Source organism: Allorhizocola rhizosphaerae (assembly GCF_003426775.1).
GTDB lineage: Bacteria > Actinomycetota > Actinomycetes > Mycobacteriales > Micromonosporaceae > Allorhizocola > Allorhizocola rhizosphaerae.
The window spans coordinates 1-15,879 of the sequence record NZ_QJUG01000047.1 but is presented as its reverse complement, the minus strand read 5'-3'; the positions used below and the strand labels follow the sequence as shown (position 1 = coordinate 15,879).

Genomic DNA, 15,879 nt, shown 5'->3' with positions numbered 1-15,879 from the left:
GCCGATGAGCACGATGCTGCTGCGCGCCGCGCAGGCCGATGTGACACCGCAACCGGGCCATGCGATGGCCGGATACATAGCACGCGGCCGCGAGACGGCGCTCGGGACGCACGACCCGTTGCGGGCAACGCTCATCTGCCTTGGCACGGGCACGGGGGCCGTCGCCTGGCTGTGCCTTGACGCGGTCGCCGTGGACGTGGGCCTTTCGACGGATCTGCGTTCGGCCGTGGCCCGTGCGCTCGCTGTGCCCGCGGACAATGTCGTCGTCTGCGCCTCGCATACGCACTCCGGACCGGAGGGCTGGACCGGGCCACTGCACCCGGCGGACGAGGGCGCACGGGACGCCGCGCTGATCGGCGAACTCGTCGCGGCGGTCGATCGTCTGGCACGGCAGGCGGCCGTGCGGCCGGAGCCGGTCGAAGCGCACTGGTGCCTGGTGCCCGCGCCCAATGCTGGCGCCAATCGCCACCACCCCGACGGCTGGCACGACAACCGCACCGGCATCCTCGCGCTGCGGGCACCGGGTGGTGGGCCGGTGCGCGCGATGCTGTTCGATTACGCGAGCCACCCGACCGTGCTCGGCCCGGAAAACCTCCACTGGTCGGCCGATTGGCCCGGCCTCGCACGGCACGTGCTGGAGGAGGCGCTCACCGCGCTGGCCGGGTTCACGGGCGGGGGGCAAGCGCGGCCGATCGTCGGCTTCCTGCAGGGCCCAGCGGGCGACGCGAGCCCACGCCTGCTGCGCCGAGGCCGGGGCTTCACCGAGGTGGCACGGATCGGGGCGATCCTCAGCGGGACGGTGCTGCGCGGGCTGCACGACGACGCCCAGCCCTTGCCCAATGTGGACGCTCCCCGAGTGCACCGTGGCGCGGCCGAATTGCACGTCCGTCCACTCCCGACACCGGAACACGCCGCACGGCAACTCGCCGCCGCGCAGGAGGCATGGTGTGGCCAGGCGGGCACGCCGGAGGCGCCGGACGCCCGCATCGCCATGACGCGCTTGGAAGGCGCACGGCGGCAGCAGCGACTGTCGCAAGTGGAGCTGCCCGAGACGATGCGGCTGCCCATGACCGTGGTGAGCCTCGGTGAGGTCGCGTGGCTGCACCTGCCCGTCGAGCCGTTCGGCACGCTGGCCGCCAGGATCGCGCGGGACAGCCCATTCACGACCACGAGGGTCATCGGATACAGCGATGGCTATTTTGGTTACGTGGCCGACGAGGCGGGGCACGAGGCGGGCACATACGAGGCCCTGAGCAGCCTGTTTTCCCTGGAGGAGAGCGAGTCGCTGGTCCGGCAGGCGATCCGGCTCGCCCACGAAGCCGCGAGCGCGACATGACTGAGACCATGACCGAGACCGTTGCGGTCATCGACGGCGGCAAGTCCGAGCTCCGATTGCTCATCGACGGGCCGGGCGGGCGCTGGAGCGCGACCGGACCCGGATTCAGCTATCAACCGGGGATCGGTGACCTCACGGCGATCGTGAGTGCGACCGCCGAAGCCAAGGCTGCTTGCGGCTATAGCGGGCCGGTGCAACGGTTGTGCGCGGGGTTGACCGGTGCGCCCGCTGATGGCGCGCTGCGCGAGCAGCTTGGGAAGTCGCTGGCGGAGCTGTTTGGCGGGGCGGCGGTCCATGTGGTCGACGACGGCGTCCTCGCTCACGCCGGCGCCCTCGACGGGCCCGGCACCGTGATCTGCGCCGGCACGGGCACGGTCGCCTTCGCCTTCCATCACGACGGGCGCTGGGCGCGTGCCGACGGTTGGGGATATCTGCTCGGCGATCGCGGCAGTGGATTCGCGATCGGGCGGGCCGGCCTCTCGTCCGCGCTCGCGGCGTTCGACGGCTCCGGTGCGCCCACCACCCTCGTCGACGCCGCGGCGGCACACCTTGGCGGACTCAGCGTGGCTGCGATACAAGAGCTCTTGCGGGCACACGACATCCCGTCACGGGTCGCGTCGTTCGCGGTGGTCGTCATGGAGCACGCCGAGGCGGGAGATCCGGTGGCGCGCGACATCGTGTGCCAAGCCGCCCAAGACCTTGCCCGCACTGCCACGGCAGCCGCTCGCGCCGCCGGGCTCACCGACCCCTATCGGGTGAGCTACGCGGGTCGGCTGCTGCATCCCGGCAGCCTTCTGGAAAGCGAACTTGCCGGTTATTTGGATTTGGTACGTCCGCAAGGCGACGCGCTCAGTGGCGGGCTGGCTCTCGCGCGCGAGCCGGATCGCCCGCCCTATCACCGGCTGCTTGCCACAACCGACACGACCGTCATCGACTGAAGCGGCGGTCCTGGCAAAGGAGAGGCGACATGCGTTTGTCAGCCCGTCGCTTTTGGACGGCCTTCGCCGTGCTCGCGACAACGGCCGCAGGCTCGGTGGCGAGCCTCGCTCCCGCCCGTGGGCAGCAACAACAGGCAGCGCAATCGACGGCGGTCACGCGCAACCCCGCTTCCGGCTTTCGCAACCCTGCTTCGGGCTTTCGCAACCCCGTCAAGGAGAGCGGCGCCGACCCGTTCATGGTGACCCACCAGGGTCACTACTACCTGACATACACTCGCAACGACCACATCGCCATCACGAAGGCGGCGTCCGTCACCGAGCTGGCAACCGCACCCGAGACAGTGGTGTGGCGCGACACCACCGCATCGAGATGCTGCGCGCTGTGGGCCCCGGAGATGCATCTACTGCGCGGCAAATGGTACATCTACTACACCGCGACCGACAGCAGCCACGCGGTGGCCAACCATCGGATGTACGTCTTGGAAAGCGCCGGCACGGATCCGCTCGGCCCCTATAGCTTCAAGGGCGCTCTCGCCGCTGCGGCTGATCACTACTCGATCGACGGCACGGTACTGTCCATGCCGGACGGTCGCCTGTATGCCATCTGGTCCGGTTGGCAGCCCGGCACGACAGGCCCGCAAAACCTTTACATCGCACCGATGAGCAACCCGTGGACGACCAGCGGCCCGCGCGTGCTGCTGTCGAGACCGCAATACGCGTGGGAGTCCGACCACGCGGCGGTCAACGAGGGCGCTGCCGCGCTGTGGCGTGGCGGCAGGCTCTTCCTGGCATACTCGGCCAGCGGTTGCACGAGCCCCAACTACGCCTTGGGCCTGTTGACGTTCCGCGGTGATGACGTGCTCAACCCGGCGGCGTGGTCGAAGTCTCCGGAGCCGGTCTTCCGCGCCTCGGCGGCCAACTCGGCCTACACCACCGCGCACAACAGCTTCTTCACGTCCCCGGACGGGACGCAAACGTGGATGGCCTACCACGGGGTGACCAACCCCAGCGGCAGCTGCGGGGGAGACCGTGCAACGCGGCTGCAGAAGGTGAACTGGCGAGCCGACGGCACACCCGACTTCGGCGTGCCGGTGTCCACGAGCGCGACCCTGGCTTTGCCTTCAGGAGACCCGGGAGCGCAGCCGCTGCCGCCCGGCGACTACGTGCTCACCGCCGGGCACAGCGGAAAGGTGCTCGACGTGGCCTGGGCGAGCACCTCCGACGGAGCCGACGTTTTGCAGTGGGAATATCTGGGCGCCGCGAACCAGAAGTGGCGCCTGCGGGTCCTGAGCGACGGCTCATACCAGCTGCATGCCGTGCACAGCGGCAAGCTGCTCGACGTCGCCGACGCGTCCGACGTGGACGGTGCGAACGTGTTGCAGTGGCAGTCCAATGATGGTCTCAACCAGCAGTGGTATATCGACGCGCTTGGCGGTGGATGGTACCGGATATCCTCAAAAATCGGCGGCCGCGCCCTCGATGTCGACCACGCCGGTGCCGACAATGGCGCCAATGTCTTGGTCTGGCAATACCTCTACGCGACCAACCAGAAGTGGCGGCTGCGGCCGGTGACGGCGGGTTAGCTGCCGGGTGGGAGCTCGCATAGCTTGTCTCCGCCAGTGATGTCGTCGAGAACTCGCCGCAGTTGTCGGATGCGCTGGTTCGCTTCCGTCATCAGGCGGATGGTCAGGTGCTCCCAGTCGGCCGGCGACGGGCGACCTCCGCGCGCTTGACTTCAACCAATGTTGAACTCCTAGCGTAGCCACATCGAGCGATGGAACGGAGCGTGGGTGTGATGCGTGCGGCGATGGTGTCGAAGTTCGGTGGTCCGGAGGTGTTCCGGTTGGTCGAGACGCCCGATCCGGTGGCGGGCGACGGGGAGGTCCTGATCGGAGTAGAGGTGATCGACACGCTGTGGGTGGAAACGGCGATACGTTCCGGGGCGGCTCAGGAGTATTTTCCGATGCGCCCGCCGTATGTGCCGGGCAGCGGGATCGCCGGCCGGGTTCTGCAGGTCGGTGCGGGAGTGCCCCGGGGTCTGCTTGGCCGCAGGGTCGTCGCCCACACAGGCGGGGTAGGCGGTTACGCCGATCGAGCCGTGGTGGCCGCCGAGGCGGTGGTAGTCGTGCCCGACAGCGTCGACCTCGCGGTGGCCGCCGCTTTGCTGCACGACGCAGTGACCGCGCTGGCCCTGTTCGACGTGACGAAGGTCGGTCGTGGGGACGGGGTGCTCGTGGTTGGGGCCAGCGGCGGCTTGGGACTGCTGTGTGTGCAGTTGGCCCGCGCCCGCGCGGAGAGGGTGGTCGCGGTGGCCCGCGGCGCGAAGCTGGAGCGGGTGGCGCGACTCGGTCCCGATAAGTTGATCGACTCGGCTCGTCCGGATTGGATCGCGCAGGCCCGAGCGGTGTTCGGTGAGCACGGCGCTGACGTGGTGCTGGACAATGTCGGCGGTCAGCTCGGTGAGGCGGCGTTCATGCTGACCGCTCGCGGGGGACGGTTCTCCGCGCACGGCTCGCCGAGCGGGCGTTTCGCGTCCGTCGATTGGCAGGCCGCCGACGAGCGGGGCGTTTCAGCGACCGGCATCGAGGCGGCACAACTGACCGCGCGTGACCGATCGGCTTACCTTGAGCAGGCGTTGCGCGAGGCCGCCGCAGGCGTGATCGCACCCGTGATCGGGCAGACGTTTCCCCTCGACCAGGCCGGGGCGGCACACGCCGCGATCGAGGGCCGCGCCGTGTTCGGCAAAACCCTGCTCACCACCGGCATTTGATGCTTAGCTGCCCGAGTAGGAACGGCAATGCGAAGTGTACGGCACTGCGTCCGGGATGAGAACGCCTCACTTCACAGCTCCAGTAACGCCTCAAGCTCTTCGAGCCGGCTAGGCAGACAATTGATATACGTCCACGCGTACCGATACGTGGCACGGTCAACGTGATACTGCGAGTCCTTGGCCATATGTAGGAAGTAGACGAGCTCGTAGAGAGCTTCACGAGTTGGATGGGGCGTTCTGCCGTACCCGTCGTAGAAAGCCATTGGCATCTCGCCAAGTTCTACGAGCCGGGAGCGAGCGGCCCGCGTCAGGTCGAAGTCCGCATCGCCCGCTATGGCAAACTCCCAATCCAGCCAGCCTGTACAGCACCAGCCATCGTCATAGTGAGCAACCATGACGTTCCAGGGATGCGGATCCCCGTGAACCACGGTGATAGGAGCCGCGTCCATAAGTGGAACCGCTGAATCCAGAACAGTGAGAGCTCGATCCAAAACGGCAACCAGATCAGGCCGACGTTCTGCTACGTGTCTTGCCTGCGCACGACCGAACGCCGCCTGCCAGCGACCCCAACTGCCTTCGGCAAAGGCCGTGGAGCCTCCTTTTACGATGTCACCGGCTTGGTCAACCAAAGTGCTGCCCAGGTCGTGAATCGCACGCAAAGCTTTCCCTGCCACACGCCATGGTTCGTTCTGTACAACACCGAGGTGGCCGAGTCGGCCGGTGGCCGCGCTCGTGAAGCAGCGTGGTTTAGACCCACGAGGCCTTCGCCGAAGGGCTAGCGTGCGCTCTGGCGAAGGCGACTTCCGGGTGGTGTTCGTTCTGCAGGCAGGACATCTATGTCGGCGATTTCTGCGCGCTGGATCGCGCCGGGCAAGGGTTGCCTCGGCCGGCTACGGCGCCACGGTCAGTGCAGGAGCACCGGTTTGACCACGCGTCCCGCATCAGAGTCGGAGGCCGCGAGGTTGATGTCCTTGAGCTCGTAGCGCGTGATGAGCCGGTCGAGTGGGAACCGGCCGGCCAGAAACAGGTCGACCAGCTGCGGGATGAAAAGGCCCGGAACGCTGTCGCCCTCCACCACACCGGTGACGGTGCGGCCGAACAACCGGGAGAAATTCAAAGACACTTCCTTTCCGGTACCGGCCGAGCCGACGATGGCCGCGCTGCCCCCGACGTTGAGCACGTCGACGGCGGCGCGCACCGTTTGGGGCAAGCCCACCGCGTCCACGGAGTGATCGGTGCCGCCCACCGCCGCGTTGATCCGCTCGACTACATCGTCTCCGGCCTCGTAGACGGCGGTGGCACCCAACTCGGTCGCCAATTGGAGCCTCGCGGAATGCAAGTCGACAACAATGATGTCGCGGCATCCGGCGACCACGGCCGCCATGACCGCGGCCAGGCCGACCGGACCCGCCCCGAAGATGGCAATGCTGCCGGCGGGACGCGGACGCAGCACGTTGAGCACCGCGCCCGCCCCGGTCTGCAGGCCACAACCGAGCGGACCCAACATCTCCAGCGGTGCGTCCCGGCGCACCCGGACCACGCTGCGCTCGTCGGCCACGACCAGTCCACTGAACGATGACTGGCCGAAGAAGTGGCCGCCCAGCTCGGTGCCGTCGACGCCGCGGTAGGCGGTCGTGCCGTCCGGCCGCCGCCCGCGCAGGTTGAGGCCGAGAAACGAGCGGCACTGCATGGGATGCGCCGCAAGGCAGTTCACGCATTGGCCGCAGCTTGCCGGGGCGAGCACGACCGGGTCGCCGGGCAACACCGACCGCACGGCCGCGCCGACCTCCTCCACCACGCCGCTGCCCTCGTGGCCGAGCACGCACGGCGGGGCGGGCGGCATGACCTGGTCACGCGCCAGCAGGTCGGTGTGGCACATGCCGGTGGCGACGATCCGCACCAGCACCTCGTTTGGCCGGGGTGGCTCGACTTGCACGTCTTCGAGCTGGAACGGGCCACCCTGTGCGCGGACCACCGCGGCAAGGCTGATCGTCATGGCATCTCCTAACTGTTGTCGGCCACAAGCACACCGCCGCGGTAGCGCAGCCGGTCGGCGCCGGGCACGGGCAGATCGGCGAACGGGAACGGGGCGATGCCGCGATCCGCCATGACCAACCACGCGTTGCCGGTGCCACCGCCGTCGAGCACGTCTTCCAGCGCGTCGGCGACGAGACGCGGATCGGCGACGGGAACACCCGCGGCACGGATGGCCTCACGCCGCCCTGCGATCATGGAGGTGTCGACCAGGCCGGGGCACAGCGCATTGACGGTGATGCCCTCGTCGGCGAGCACCACTGCCAGCGAGCGCACCAGGCCGATCACCGCGCTCTTGGTGGCCGAGTAGTAGACCTCGATGGAGGGTCGCAGCGCCGCGGCGCTGGCCGTCACGACGATGGCGCCGCCACCGGCCGCGCGCAGGTGCGGCAGTGCCGCCTGGACACCGAAGACCGCGGAATCGAGGTTGGTGGCGACGATCCGTTGGTAGCGCACGGGATCGAAGCGGTCGCCGGGCCCGGTGTCGCCGATGATGCCCGCGTTGAGGTGGACGAGGTCGAGCCGGCCGAATCGTTCGGCGACCTGGTCGAACAGAGCCGTGTTGTCACCGAGCCGGCTGACGTCGGCGGCGACGAACTCCGCGCCGATCCGCGCGGCGACGGCCGGCCCACGCTCGGTGTCGATGTCGGCGATGACGGTGTGCGCCCCACCCTGGGCGAGGCGCTCGGCACAGGCGGCGCCGATGCCACCGGCGCCCCCGGTGACGACGGCTACCTTGCCGCTGTAGGGGCCATGCTCGGCCATGCGCGCACTCCGTTTCCGCGCTGTGGTGACGCGGCGATCGCGCCGCCGCGTCACCGTGGTGGTCAGGGTCTGATGCTCAGGGTGTGCTGGAACACCCCGTACGGGTCGTATCTGGCCTTGATCCGGCGCAGCCGCGGCAGGTTGGCGCCGTAGTACAGCTCCTGCGCGCTGAACCCGGAGCTGTTGAACGCCGGGTCGGCGAGGTCAACGTCCGGCCAGTTGATGTATGTGCCCTCGTTGATGTCATTGGGTGCGGGCACGCCGCCGGTGGAGGCGTAGATGTCGCGGTAGAACGCCCGGGTCCAATCGAGATGGCGTTGGTCGTCGGCCGGCACGTCCCAGGCGCTGAAGACCGAACCGAGCATGATCGAGCCGCGGTGCGCGGTCGCCGTGGCGCCCGAGGCGAGGGCGTTGATCTGGCCGCCGTATGAGGCGAGGGTGAACACCGACGCCTTGTGCGAATAGTCGGCCCGGGTCAGGTGGTGGTATGCGACGTCGATCTGCTGGTCGGTGTATCGCTTTTTGAGCAGGCCACCCTTGGTCTTCGAACGTGGCGGGCCCGTGATGCCCAGGGAGACCGCGGTGTCCGGAATGGAGATGGTCGGGTTGAGCCAGGGCTGCACCGGGGTCTTGACGACCAGTGGCTGCGGACCGACGTTGGCGCCGACCGCCGCCAGGAAGCTGTCCAGCAGCGCGACCTGGCTGGACACGCCCGGGTCGATTTGGCCCGAGACGAGAATCCGCCCGGCTTCGAAGCGTGGCGCGATCAGCGACGCGTAGAGGGCGGCGCCGGGCGAGCCCGGTGCGCTGTTTTGCTCGTGCCATGCGCCGAAGTTGGCACACAGCTGGCGGAACATGGCGGCGGTCATGTCCGGCCAGTTCCAGATGGCGCGGCCGACCAGGTAACCGCCCGGTGCCTTGGGCAACAACTGGGTGGGGACGCTGGAGCGGACGCCGGGCTGGCGCAGCCAGAATTTGGTCACCACACCGAAGTTGCCGCCACCGCCGCCGGTGTGCGCCCACCACAGGTCGTAGTTGGGGTCGGCCGGATTGTTGGTGGCCACGATCGCCTTGACGTTGCGCGCCGCGTCGACCACCACGACCTCGACGGCGCACAGCAGGTCGGCAACCAACCCGAACTGCCGCGACAGTGGACCGACGCCGCCCCCGACGATGTGGCCGCCCGCGCCAACCGCCGGGCACACGCCGCCCGGGATGGTCACACCCCAGCCGTAGTACAGCGTGCGGTAGATCTGGCCGAGGGTTGCCCCGGGCTCGATGGTGAAGGCGTTGCGCGCCGGGTCGAACGCGATGTCGCGCATCTCGGTGAAGTCGATGACCACCTTGACGGCGGGGTCGTCGACCAGGCCTTCGAGGCAGTGGCCGCCCGAGCGCACGCCGATGCGCTTGCCCGCTCGCACCGCCTCGCGGACCGCTTGGATCACATGGTCGGTGCTGCCGACGATGCGCACGGCCTCGGGTGTGCCCACGAAGCGTTTGTTGTAGCCACGTAACTGGGCATCGGGATAGCGCGTGTCGGATGGAGTGATGGTGCTCGGGCCCGGCGGGATCTCGCCCGGGTCGTGCGCGGGCGCCGGCGAGGCGACGATGCCGGTGGCGAGGCCGGCCGCCGCGGAACCCGCTCCTGCGATGAGCATTCTTCGGCTGAGGCTGGACATGCATAAGCCCTTCGAGGGGTCGAAAGAATAGTCGTGGGCACGCACTTGAAGCGCTTTTCGAACGGGACCGAGAGTCAGTGTGTGCGCCAAGGCGAGAATCACGCATGGTGACGGTCGAGTCGACCCCTAACTAACCCCTACGATGGGCTGTTTCCGTTGCTGTATCTCACTTCTGTGACGGATGGCTCGCGGAGCGCTGTTGCGGCGGGGTGCTATGCGGGCCCGATTACCGTCTCTGTCAGTAATCGAACACTGCCAATGACCAATCGTCCATTCTGGAGGGCCGATCGTCCATTCAGGAGGATACGGTCTGCTTCTTCCGTGGGTCGATGTCGATGAGCAAGCGTGCGGCAATCGCGCCCACCAGCGCCACACCGCCCGCGACGGCGCACGCGACAGTCAGGCCGTGCACCATCGCCGCAGACGCAGCGCCGGTCCCGCCCGGATGGCTGAGCAGGTAGCCCGCCGCGGTCACGGTGGACACCGTGTTGAGCAGCGCGGTGCCGATCGACCCGCCGATCTGCTGGGATGTGCTGACCACCGCGGAGACGATGCCCGCGTCGCGGCTGTCCGCGGCCGACATCGCGGTGCTGAAGATGGGTACCGCGATATTTCCCACGCCGATGCCGAAGAGGAACAACGCCGGGAAAATGTCGACCAGATATGTCGACTCCGGCGTGAGCCGCGTCAGCAGGAACAGCCCGATCGCGGAAATCACCAGCCCCGACGAGATCATCACGCCGGGTCGCACCCGCAGCAGCAGCTTGGGCGCCACGCGCGTGGAGTAGATCGCGGCGGTGACGATGTAGGCGAGAAACGCCAAACCGGCCTGTATCGCTTTGTAGCCCATGACCGACTGGAGCTGATAGGTCATGCCGAGGAACATGCCCAGCATGCAGAAGGCGGAGATCGCCATGGCCAGGAACGCCCCACCACTGTTGCGGTTGGTGAGCACGCGCAGCGGCAGCATCGGTGCGCTCACCTTTGTCTCCACCACCACAAACGACGCCAGCAGCAGCACGCCGACCAGCAGCGCACCGATGATGATCGGCGACGACCAGCCAAGGTTGCCCGCCTCGCCGAGCCCGTAGATCACGGCCAGCAGGCCCAGCGTCCCGAGCACCGCGCCCGGCACGTCGAGCCGCGCCCCGTGCCGGCCGTGCGTGCTCGGCACGGTCAGCCAGCCGCCGATCAGGATGACCAGGGCGATCGGCACGTTGACGTAGAGACACCAGCGCCAGTCCACCAACGTGGTCAGGGCGCCGCCGAGCACGAGACCCGTGGCGCCACCGGACATCGAGGTCGCGGTGAAGATGCCGAACGCGCGGGCCCGCTCGCCCGGGTCGAGGAACGTCAGACTGATCAGCGACAGCGTCGCCGGGGCGATCAGCGCGGCGAACACACCCTGCAGCGCCCGCGCCGCCACCAGCAGCTCCGCGGTGCCGGCCGCACCGCCAAGCGCCGAGGCCACGGCGAACCCGGCCACACCGATGATGAGCGACCACTTGCGTCCCATGTGGTCGCCGATGCGCCCGCCCAACAGCAGCAAGCCGCCGAAGGTCAGTGCATAGGCGGTGACGGCCCACTGCCGGCTGACGTCGGTGAGGCCCACCTCGTCCTGGGCGGAGGGCAGGGCCACCGCGATGATGGTCGAGTCCAGCGTGACCATGAGCTGGGCCAGTGAGATCACGGCCAGGCCGGTCCATCGGCTCGACGGTCCGCGTTCGGTCTGCGCCGCGCTGGTCGCCGCATCGGTTGTCGCCATGTTTTGTCTTCCTTGAGTCGGTACGGAATGCGGCGGCCGGTCAGCCGTGTTCAGCGAAGCTGATTGCCGATGCGGGGCAAAGGTATGCCGCCTCGGCGAGGAGCGCACGGTAGCTCTCGTCGACCTCCTCGGCCAGCACGACCACGGTGCCGTCGTCGTCCTGATCGAACACCTCGGGCGCGGTCAGCACGCACTGCCCGGCACCGACGCACCGGGTGGCGTCGCCGCTTGGCACCAGCCTGCGCGCGCCGCTCACCACGTCACCGGCAGTTCTGCCAGGCCGAAGACCAGCCCTTGGCGCATCGGGATCTGCTCCATGGGTGCCGCCAGGGCAAGGGCGGGAATGCGGGCGAACAGGCGCCGCAGCGCGACCTCCAGCTCGACCCGAGCCAGATTTTGCCCGATGCACTGATGGATGCCGAAGCCGAACGTCAGGTGGTTGCGCACGGTACGCCGCACGTCAAGCTCGTTGGGCCGGTCGAACTGGGCCTCGTCTCGATTGGCGCCCGGGTTGAGAAAGATCAGGCCGTCGCCGTCGCGGATCGTCAGGTCGCCGATGGTGATGTCGGCGGTGGCCACGCGCGAGAGCCCGCCCGTGATGGCCAGGAAGCGCAGCAGCTCCTCGACCGCGTTTGGCCACAGCGACGGGTCGTCGAGCAGCAGCGCGAGCTGGTCGGGGTGCTCAAGCAGGGTCAGCACGCTGAGCGCGATGGTGTTGGCGGTGGTCTCCTGCCCGGCGATCACCAGCACCAGCGCGTATTTCACGAGTTCGTCGCGGTCGAGCTCACCGGCGAGCACCTTGCCCACCAGGTCGTCGAGCAGGCCGTCACCGGGCTCGGTTTCCTTGGCCCGCAACAGCTGCGCCAGATAGTCGGTGAGATCGCTGAGCGCGTCGACGACCTGGGCCGGGTCGAAGCGCCGGTAGGTGAGGTCTTCGAAGTATTCGCGGTCGGCGAACGGTACCCCCAGAAGTTGGGAAAGCACCATCGCCACAGCGGGTTTGGTGTATTCCTCAACGAGATCGACGGTCGGTCCCTTGGCCAGGATGGCGTCGAGCCGGTCCTCCACGATCTGCTCGATGCGCGGCTTCAGCACGGCGATCTTCTTGAGCGTGAAGCTGGGCAGGATGTCGCGGCGCTGGCGGGTGTGCTCCGGTGGATCGGTGCGGATCAGTGCCCCGATCGCGGGCGTGCGGGGGCTCTGCAGCTGGGTCAGCGCCGGGATCGGCATCGGGAAGTTGGGGTGGAAGCGGTTCACCGACATGTGCGGGCTCGACAGCAGCTCCCGAGTCTCCAGGTGGCCGGTGACCGCCCACACCGGACGGCCGTCAAACTGGCGCACCCGCGTCACCGGTCCGATGGCCCGCAGCTGTTCGTAACCGGCCGGCGGATGGTAGGGGCACTCCCGCGTCATCGGCAGCTCCGGGAGCGCACTGGTGTCGTTGTCTTCGTTCATGCTTTTCCAATCACCGCGGAAGGTACGCGCTTTCAGGGCGCAGGTGTGAGGAAGTGGCCGTCGACCCGGACCACCTGGCCGGTGATGTTGGAGTTGGCTGCCGAGCACAGAAACGCGATGGTCGCGGCCACATCTCCGGCGGAGGTGGTGCGCTTGGTGGCGGCGGCGGCCGACGCGTATTGGATGAGCGACTGCGGCTGGCCCTTGGCCGGGATGAAGCCGGGCATCACCACGTTGGTGAGGATGCCGACGCGGGCCAGCTCTCGGGACATCACCTTGGTCAGGCCGTGCAGGCCGGACTTGGCGGCGGCGTATGGCGCGCGCCCCGGAAAACCGTCGTCGGCGAAGGTGGACGACACGTGAACGATGCGGCCCCACCCCGCCGCACGCATGTGCCCGACCGCGGCGCGGCTGAACAGGTATGGCCCCATCAGATTGCTGGTCAGCGAGTCGGCGAAGCGATGCGCCGGCGCGTGCTCGAACAGCTCCCCGTGTGCCGGAAACGGCGGCAGTGCCACGGCGTTGTTGACCAGGATGTGCACCGCGCCCCACTGCCCGGCCGCGCCGTCGACCACTGCCTGGATCGAGTCGGGATCGGACAGATCCAGGCGCATGGTCAGCGCCTCCGTCCCGGTGCGCTCGGCGTGCTCCAGCAGCTCTTTGGCGCCCTGTGGGTTGCTGTGGTAGGTGCCGAGCACCCGGGCGCCCTCGGCCGCCAAGGCCAGGGCGGTGGCTTGGCCGATGCCCCCGCTGGCACCGGTGACGATGGCCACCTTGTTCTTCAGGCCCAGATCCATTTTCGCGACGCTCCGGAAGGATTTTTCGGTACGGCTTCCGCCTGCACGGTGGCGGGAAAGCGCACACGGCGCACCACCGGGCGCGGAACGAGACATCGGGAGCGTAACAACGACAGCCCCCTATGCGCATTAGGGGATTTGTAGGGGTTGCCGTCCCGGCAGCCCGGCGCGGAGCCTAGTGCCATTGCTGTTTCTCTTTGGGCACTTCTATGCCCTGGATCCGGCATGGCTGTGTGGTGAGGCGGGGAGATGACTAATTCGGTGAATCCCGGCGCACGGGAGGCAGACTCGATCGCAGTAGTGGGAATCTCGGTTCGGCTGCCCGGGGTTGGCTCCGGGCGCGACTTCTGGGAGCTGCTGCGCACCGGCGGTCAGACGGTTACCGAGGTTCCGCCCGACCGCTGGGACGCTTCGGCCGCCTATGACCCCAACCCGCTGGCACCCGGCCGCATGACGTCGATGTGGGGATCTTTCCTCGACGGGGTCGACCGGTTCGACGCACCGTTCTTCCACATCTCGCCCCGCGAGGCCGCGGCCATGGACCCGCAGCAGCGCCTCATGCTCGAACTGGGCTGGGAGGTGCTGGAGGACGCGGGTGTGCTGCCCGCGTCGGTCCGCGGCACGCGCCTGGCCGTCTTCGTAGGGGCGATCTGGGACGACTACGCCAAGCTGGTCTACCGCGACGGTGTCGGCGCGGCGTCCCAGCACACCGCGCCCGGCATACAGCGCAGCATTCTGTCCAGCCGGCTGTCGCATTTCCTTGGTGTGCACGGCCCCAGCCTCACCGTCGACAGTGGACAGTCGTCCTCGTTGTCGGCCGTGCACCTGGCGTGCGAGAGCCTGCGCAAGGGCGAGTCTGACGCGGCCATCGCCGGCGGCGTCAACCTGAGCCTGCTGCCGGAGAGCTCGATTATCTCCAGCAAGTGGGGCGGGCTGTCGCCCGATGGGCGCTGCTACACCTTCGACGCCCGCGCCAACGGCTACGTCCGCGGCGAGGGTGGCGGGGCCGTACTGCTCAAACCACTGGCCGCGGCCTTGGCCGACGGCGACACGATCTACTGCGTCATCCGCGGCGGCGCGATCAACAACGGTGTCGGAGACACGCTGACCACCCCCAGCGCCGAAGGGCAGGCGGAGGTGCTGCGAGCCGCATACGCTGCGGCGCGCATCGATCCCGCCCAGGTGCAATATGTCGAGCTGCACGGCACCGGGACCCGCGTCGGCGACCCGATCGAGGCGACGGCGCTCGGCGCGGTGCTTGGCGCGCCCCGCTCCGCACAGGTTCAGCCGCTCGTCGTCGGGTCGGTGAAGACCAACGTGGGACACCTTGAGGGCGCCGCGGGTGTGACGGGCCTGATCAAGGCGGCGCTGGCGCTGCACCACCGGGAGATCCCACCCAGCCTCAACTTCGAGACCCCCAACCCGGCTATCCCGCTCGACGAGCTACGCCTGTCGGTGGCGCGTGAGCTCGCGCCGTGGCCACGCCCGCACGACACATTGATCGCCGGTGTCAGCAGCTTCGGCATGGGCGGCACCAATTGTCACCTCGTGCTCAGTGAGCGGCCCGGCGCGCCGGCCACGGTGCCGGTCCCGGCCGACGCGCCGCCGGCCATCCTCTGGCCGTTGTCCGCGCGCAGCGCGCCGGCCCTGCGAGACCAGGCCCGAGCGCTGGAAGGGTGGGCCCTCGACGACCCGATCGACGTGGCGTGGTCCCTGGCCACCACGCGGACCGCGTTCGAGCACCGCGCCGTCATCGCGGGCGCCAGCCGTGACGAGCTGCTTGCCGGCCTGGCGGCGCTGGCGGCAGGGTCGCCCTCGGCACGCGTGCACACGGGCCAGACCGTCGGGGGCGCACTGGCCGTCCTGTTCACCGGGCAAGGCGCGCAGCGCATCGGGATGGGTCTTGAGCTGTATGAGGCACACCCTGAGTACGCCGCCGCTTTCGACGCCGCGTGCGCCGCGCTCGACCCGCTGTTGCCGAGGCCGCTGCGCGAAGTGATCGAGCGCGGTGACGGGCTGGACGACACCGGCTACACGCAGCCGGCGCTGTTTGCCGTCGAGGTCGCGCTGTTCCGGCTCGTCGAGTCCTGGGGCGTGACTCCCGATCTGGTGTGCGGGCACTCGATCGGCGAGATCGCCGCGGCACACGTCGCCGGGGTGCTGTCGCTGGCCGATGCCGCCACTCTCGTCGCCGCGCGGGGCCGGCTGATGCAGGCCCTGCCGACGGGCGGCGCGATGGCCGCGGCCCAGGCCGACGAGGCCGAGGTCGCCGAGCTGCTGGCCGCGGTGGACGGCCCGATCTCGCTGGCCGCGGTCAACGGCCCGCGCGCGGTCGTCATC

13 protein-coding genes are annotated in these 15,879 nt (G+C 68.8%); 5 read left to right on the top strand and 8 right to left on the bottom strand.

Features of this window, described 5'->3' with window-relative positions; genetic code table 11:
- Positions 1–4 precede the first annotated feature (4 nt).
- The 4 genes from DM816_RS12520 to DM816_RS12505 all read left to right on the top strand — a co-directional run bounded on the left by DM816_RS12520 (position 5) and on the right by DM816_RS12505 (position 5,044).
- Positions 5–1,336 (top strand): hypothetical protein, encoded by a 1,332-nt coding sequence (locus DM816_RS12520; protein ID WP_117210381.1) that lies wholly within the window; start codon positions 5–7, stop codon positions 1,334–1,336.
- A complete protein-coding gene (locus DM816_RS12515; protein ID WP_117210380.1) occupies positions 1,333–2,274 on the top strand; it encodes an N-acetylglucosamine kinase in 942 nt (313 codons plus the stop codon). Before DM816_RS12520 ends, DM816_RS12515 begins: the two co-directional genes overlap by 4 nt.
- Before the next feature lie 29 nt (positions 2,275–2,303).
- Positions 2,304–3,857, top strand: a complete 1,554-nt coding sequence (locus DM816_RS12510) for a family 43 glycosylhydrolase (RefSeq protein WP_117210379.1) — start codon at positions 2,304–2,306, stop codon at positions 3,855–3,857.
- A 212-nt stretch (positions 3,858–4,069) separates the two neighbouring features.
- Positions 4,070–5,044, top strand: coding sequence for a zinc-binding dehydrogenase (locus DM816_RS12505; RefSeq protein ID WP_117210404.1), 975 nt, complete (start codon positions 4,070–4,072; stop codon positions 5,042–5,044).
- Positions 5,045–5,115: 71 nt separating this feature from the next.
- Here the strand turns inward: DM816_RS12505 and DM816_RS12500 are convergent, their stop codons facing one another.
- From DM816_RS12500 to DM816_RS12465, 8 genes are all read right to left on the bottom strand, one after another.
- Positions 5,116–5,718 (bottom strand): phosphotransferase family protein, encoded by a 603-nt coding sequence (locus tag DM816_RS12500; RefSeq protein ID WP_117210378.1) that lies wholly within the window; start codon positions 5,716–5,718, stop codon positions 5,116–5,118.
- 230 nt (positions 5,719–5,948) lie between these two features.
- Positions 5,949–7,040 carry an NAD(P)-dependent alcohol dehydrogenase gene (locus DM816_RS12495; RefSeq protein WP_117210377.1) on the bottom strand — a complete coding sequence of 364 codons (1,092 nt, stop codon included), beginning with the start codon at positions 7,038–7,040 and terminating at the stop codon, positions 5,949–5,951.
- Positions 7,041–7,048: 8 nt separating this feature from the next.
- Positions 7,049–7,843 (bottom strand): SDR family NAD(P)-dependent oxidoreductase, encoded by a 795-nt coding sequence (locus DM816_RS12490; protein WP_117210376.1) that lies wholly within the window; start codon positions 7,841–7,843, stop codon positions 7,049–7,051.
- 62 nt (positions 7,844–7,905) lie between these two features.
- A complete protein-coding gene (locus DM816_RS12485; protein ID WP_117210375.1) occupies positions 7,906–9,522 on the bottom strand; it encodes an FAD-binding oxidoreductase in 1,617 nt (538 codons plus the stop codon).
- Positions 9,523–9,817: 295 nt separating this feature from the next.
- Positions 9,818–11,287: an MFS transporter gene (locus DM816_RS12480; protein ID WP_117210374.1), complete on the bottom strand. Its 1,470-nt coding sequence runs from the start codon at positions 11,285–11,287 to the stop codon at positions 9,818–9,820.
- A gap of 40 nt (positions 11,288–11,327) precedes the next feature.
- The gene (locus DM816_RS12475; RefSeq protein ID WP_246001912.1) at positions 11,328–11,543 is read right to left on the bottom strand and encodes a ferredoxin; all 216 of its coding nucleotides are present in this window, start codon (positions 11,541–11,543) and stop codon (positions 11,328–11,330) included.
- On the bottom strand, positions 11,540–12,742 hold the full coding sequence (locus tag DM816_RS12470) for a cytochrome P450 (RefSeq protein WP_117210373.1): 1,203 nt from the start codon (positions 12,740–12,742) through the stop codon (positions 11,540–11,542). Before DM816_RS12470 ends, DM816_RS12475 begins: the two co-directional genes overlap by 4 nt.
- A gap of 32 nt (positions 12,743–12,774) precedes the next feature.
- The gene (locus DM816_RS12465; RefSeq protein ID WP_162907377.1) at positions 12,775–13,539 is read right to left on the bottom strand and encodes an SDR family NAD(P)-dependent oxidoreductase; all 765 of its coding nucleotides are present in this window, start codon (positions 13,537–13,539) and stop codon (positions 12,775–12,777) included.
- 249 nt (positions 13,540–13,788) lie between these two features.
- Here DM816_RS12465 and DM816_RS12460 point away from each other — a divergent pair.
- Positions 13,789–15,879, top strand: a 2,091-nt coding sequence (locus DM816_RS12460) for a type I polyketide synthase (RefSeq protein ID WP_162907376.1), incomplete at its 3' end; no start/stop codon positions are given.

Bases quoted from the DNA above. Each gene is read 5' to 3' on its own strand.
- DM816_RS12480 (WP_117210374.1), bottom strand. From the start codon at position 11,287: ATGGCGACAACCGATGCGGCGACCAGCGCGGCGCAGACCGAACGCGGA.
- DM816_RS12495 (WP_117210377.1), bottom strand. From the start codon at position 7,040: ATGACGATCAGCCTTGCCGCGGTGGTCCGCGCACAGGGTGGCCCGTTC.
- DM816_RS12515 (WP_117210380.1), top strand. From the start codon at position 1,333: ATGACTGAGACCATGACCGAGACCGTTGCGGTCATCGACGGCGGCAAG.
- DM816_RS12505 (WP_117210404.1), top strand. From the start codon at position 4,070: ATGCGTGCGGCGATGGTGTCGAAGTTCGGTGGTCCGGAGGTGTTCCGG.
- DM816_RS12510 (WP_117210379.1), top strand. From the start codon at position 2,304: ATGCGTTTGTCAGCCCGTCGCTTTTGGACGGCCTTCGCCGTGCTCGCG.
- DM816_RS12465 (WP_162907377.1), bottom strand. From the start codon at position 13,539: ATGGATCTGGGCCTGAAGAACAAGGTGGCCATCGTCACCGGTGCCAGC.
- DM816_RS12485 (WP_117210375.1), bottom strand. From the start codon at position 9,522: ATGTCCAGCCTCAGCCGAAGAATGCTCATCGCAGGAGCGGGTTCCGCG.
- DM816_RS12520 (WP_117210381.1), top strand. From the start codon at position 5: ATGAGCACGATGCTGCTGCGCGCCGCGCAGGCCGATGTGACACCGCAA.
- DM816_RS12490 (WP_117210376.1), bottom strand. From the start codon at position 7,843: ATGGCCGAGCATGGCCCCTACAGCGGCAAGGTAGCCGTCGTCACCGGG.
- DM816_RS12470 (WP_117210373.1), bottom strand. From the start codon at position 12,742: ATGAACGAAGACAACGACACCAGTGCGCTCCCGGAGCTGCCGATGACG.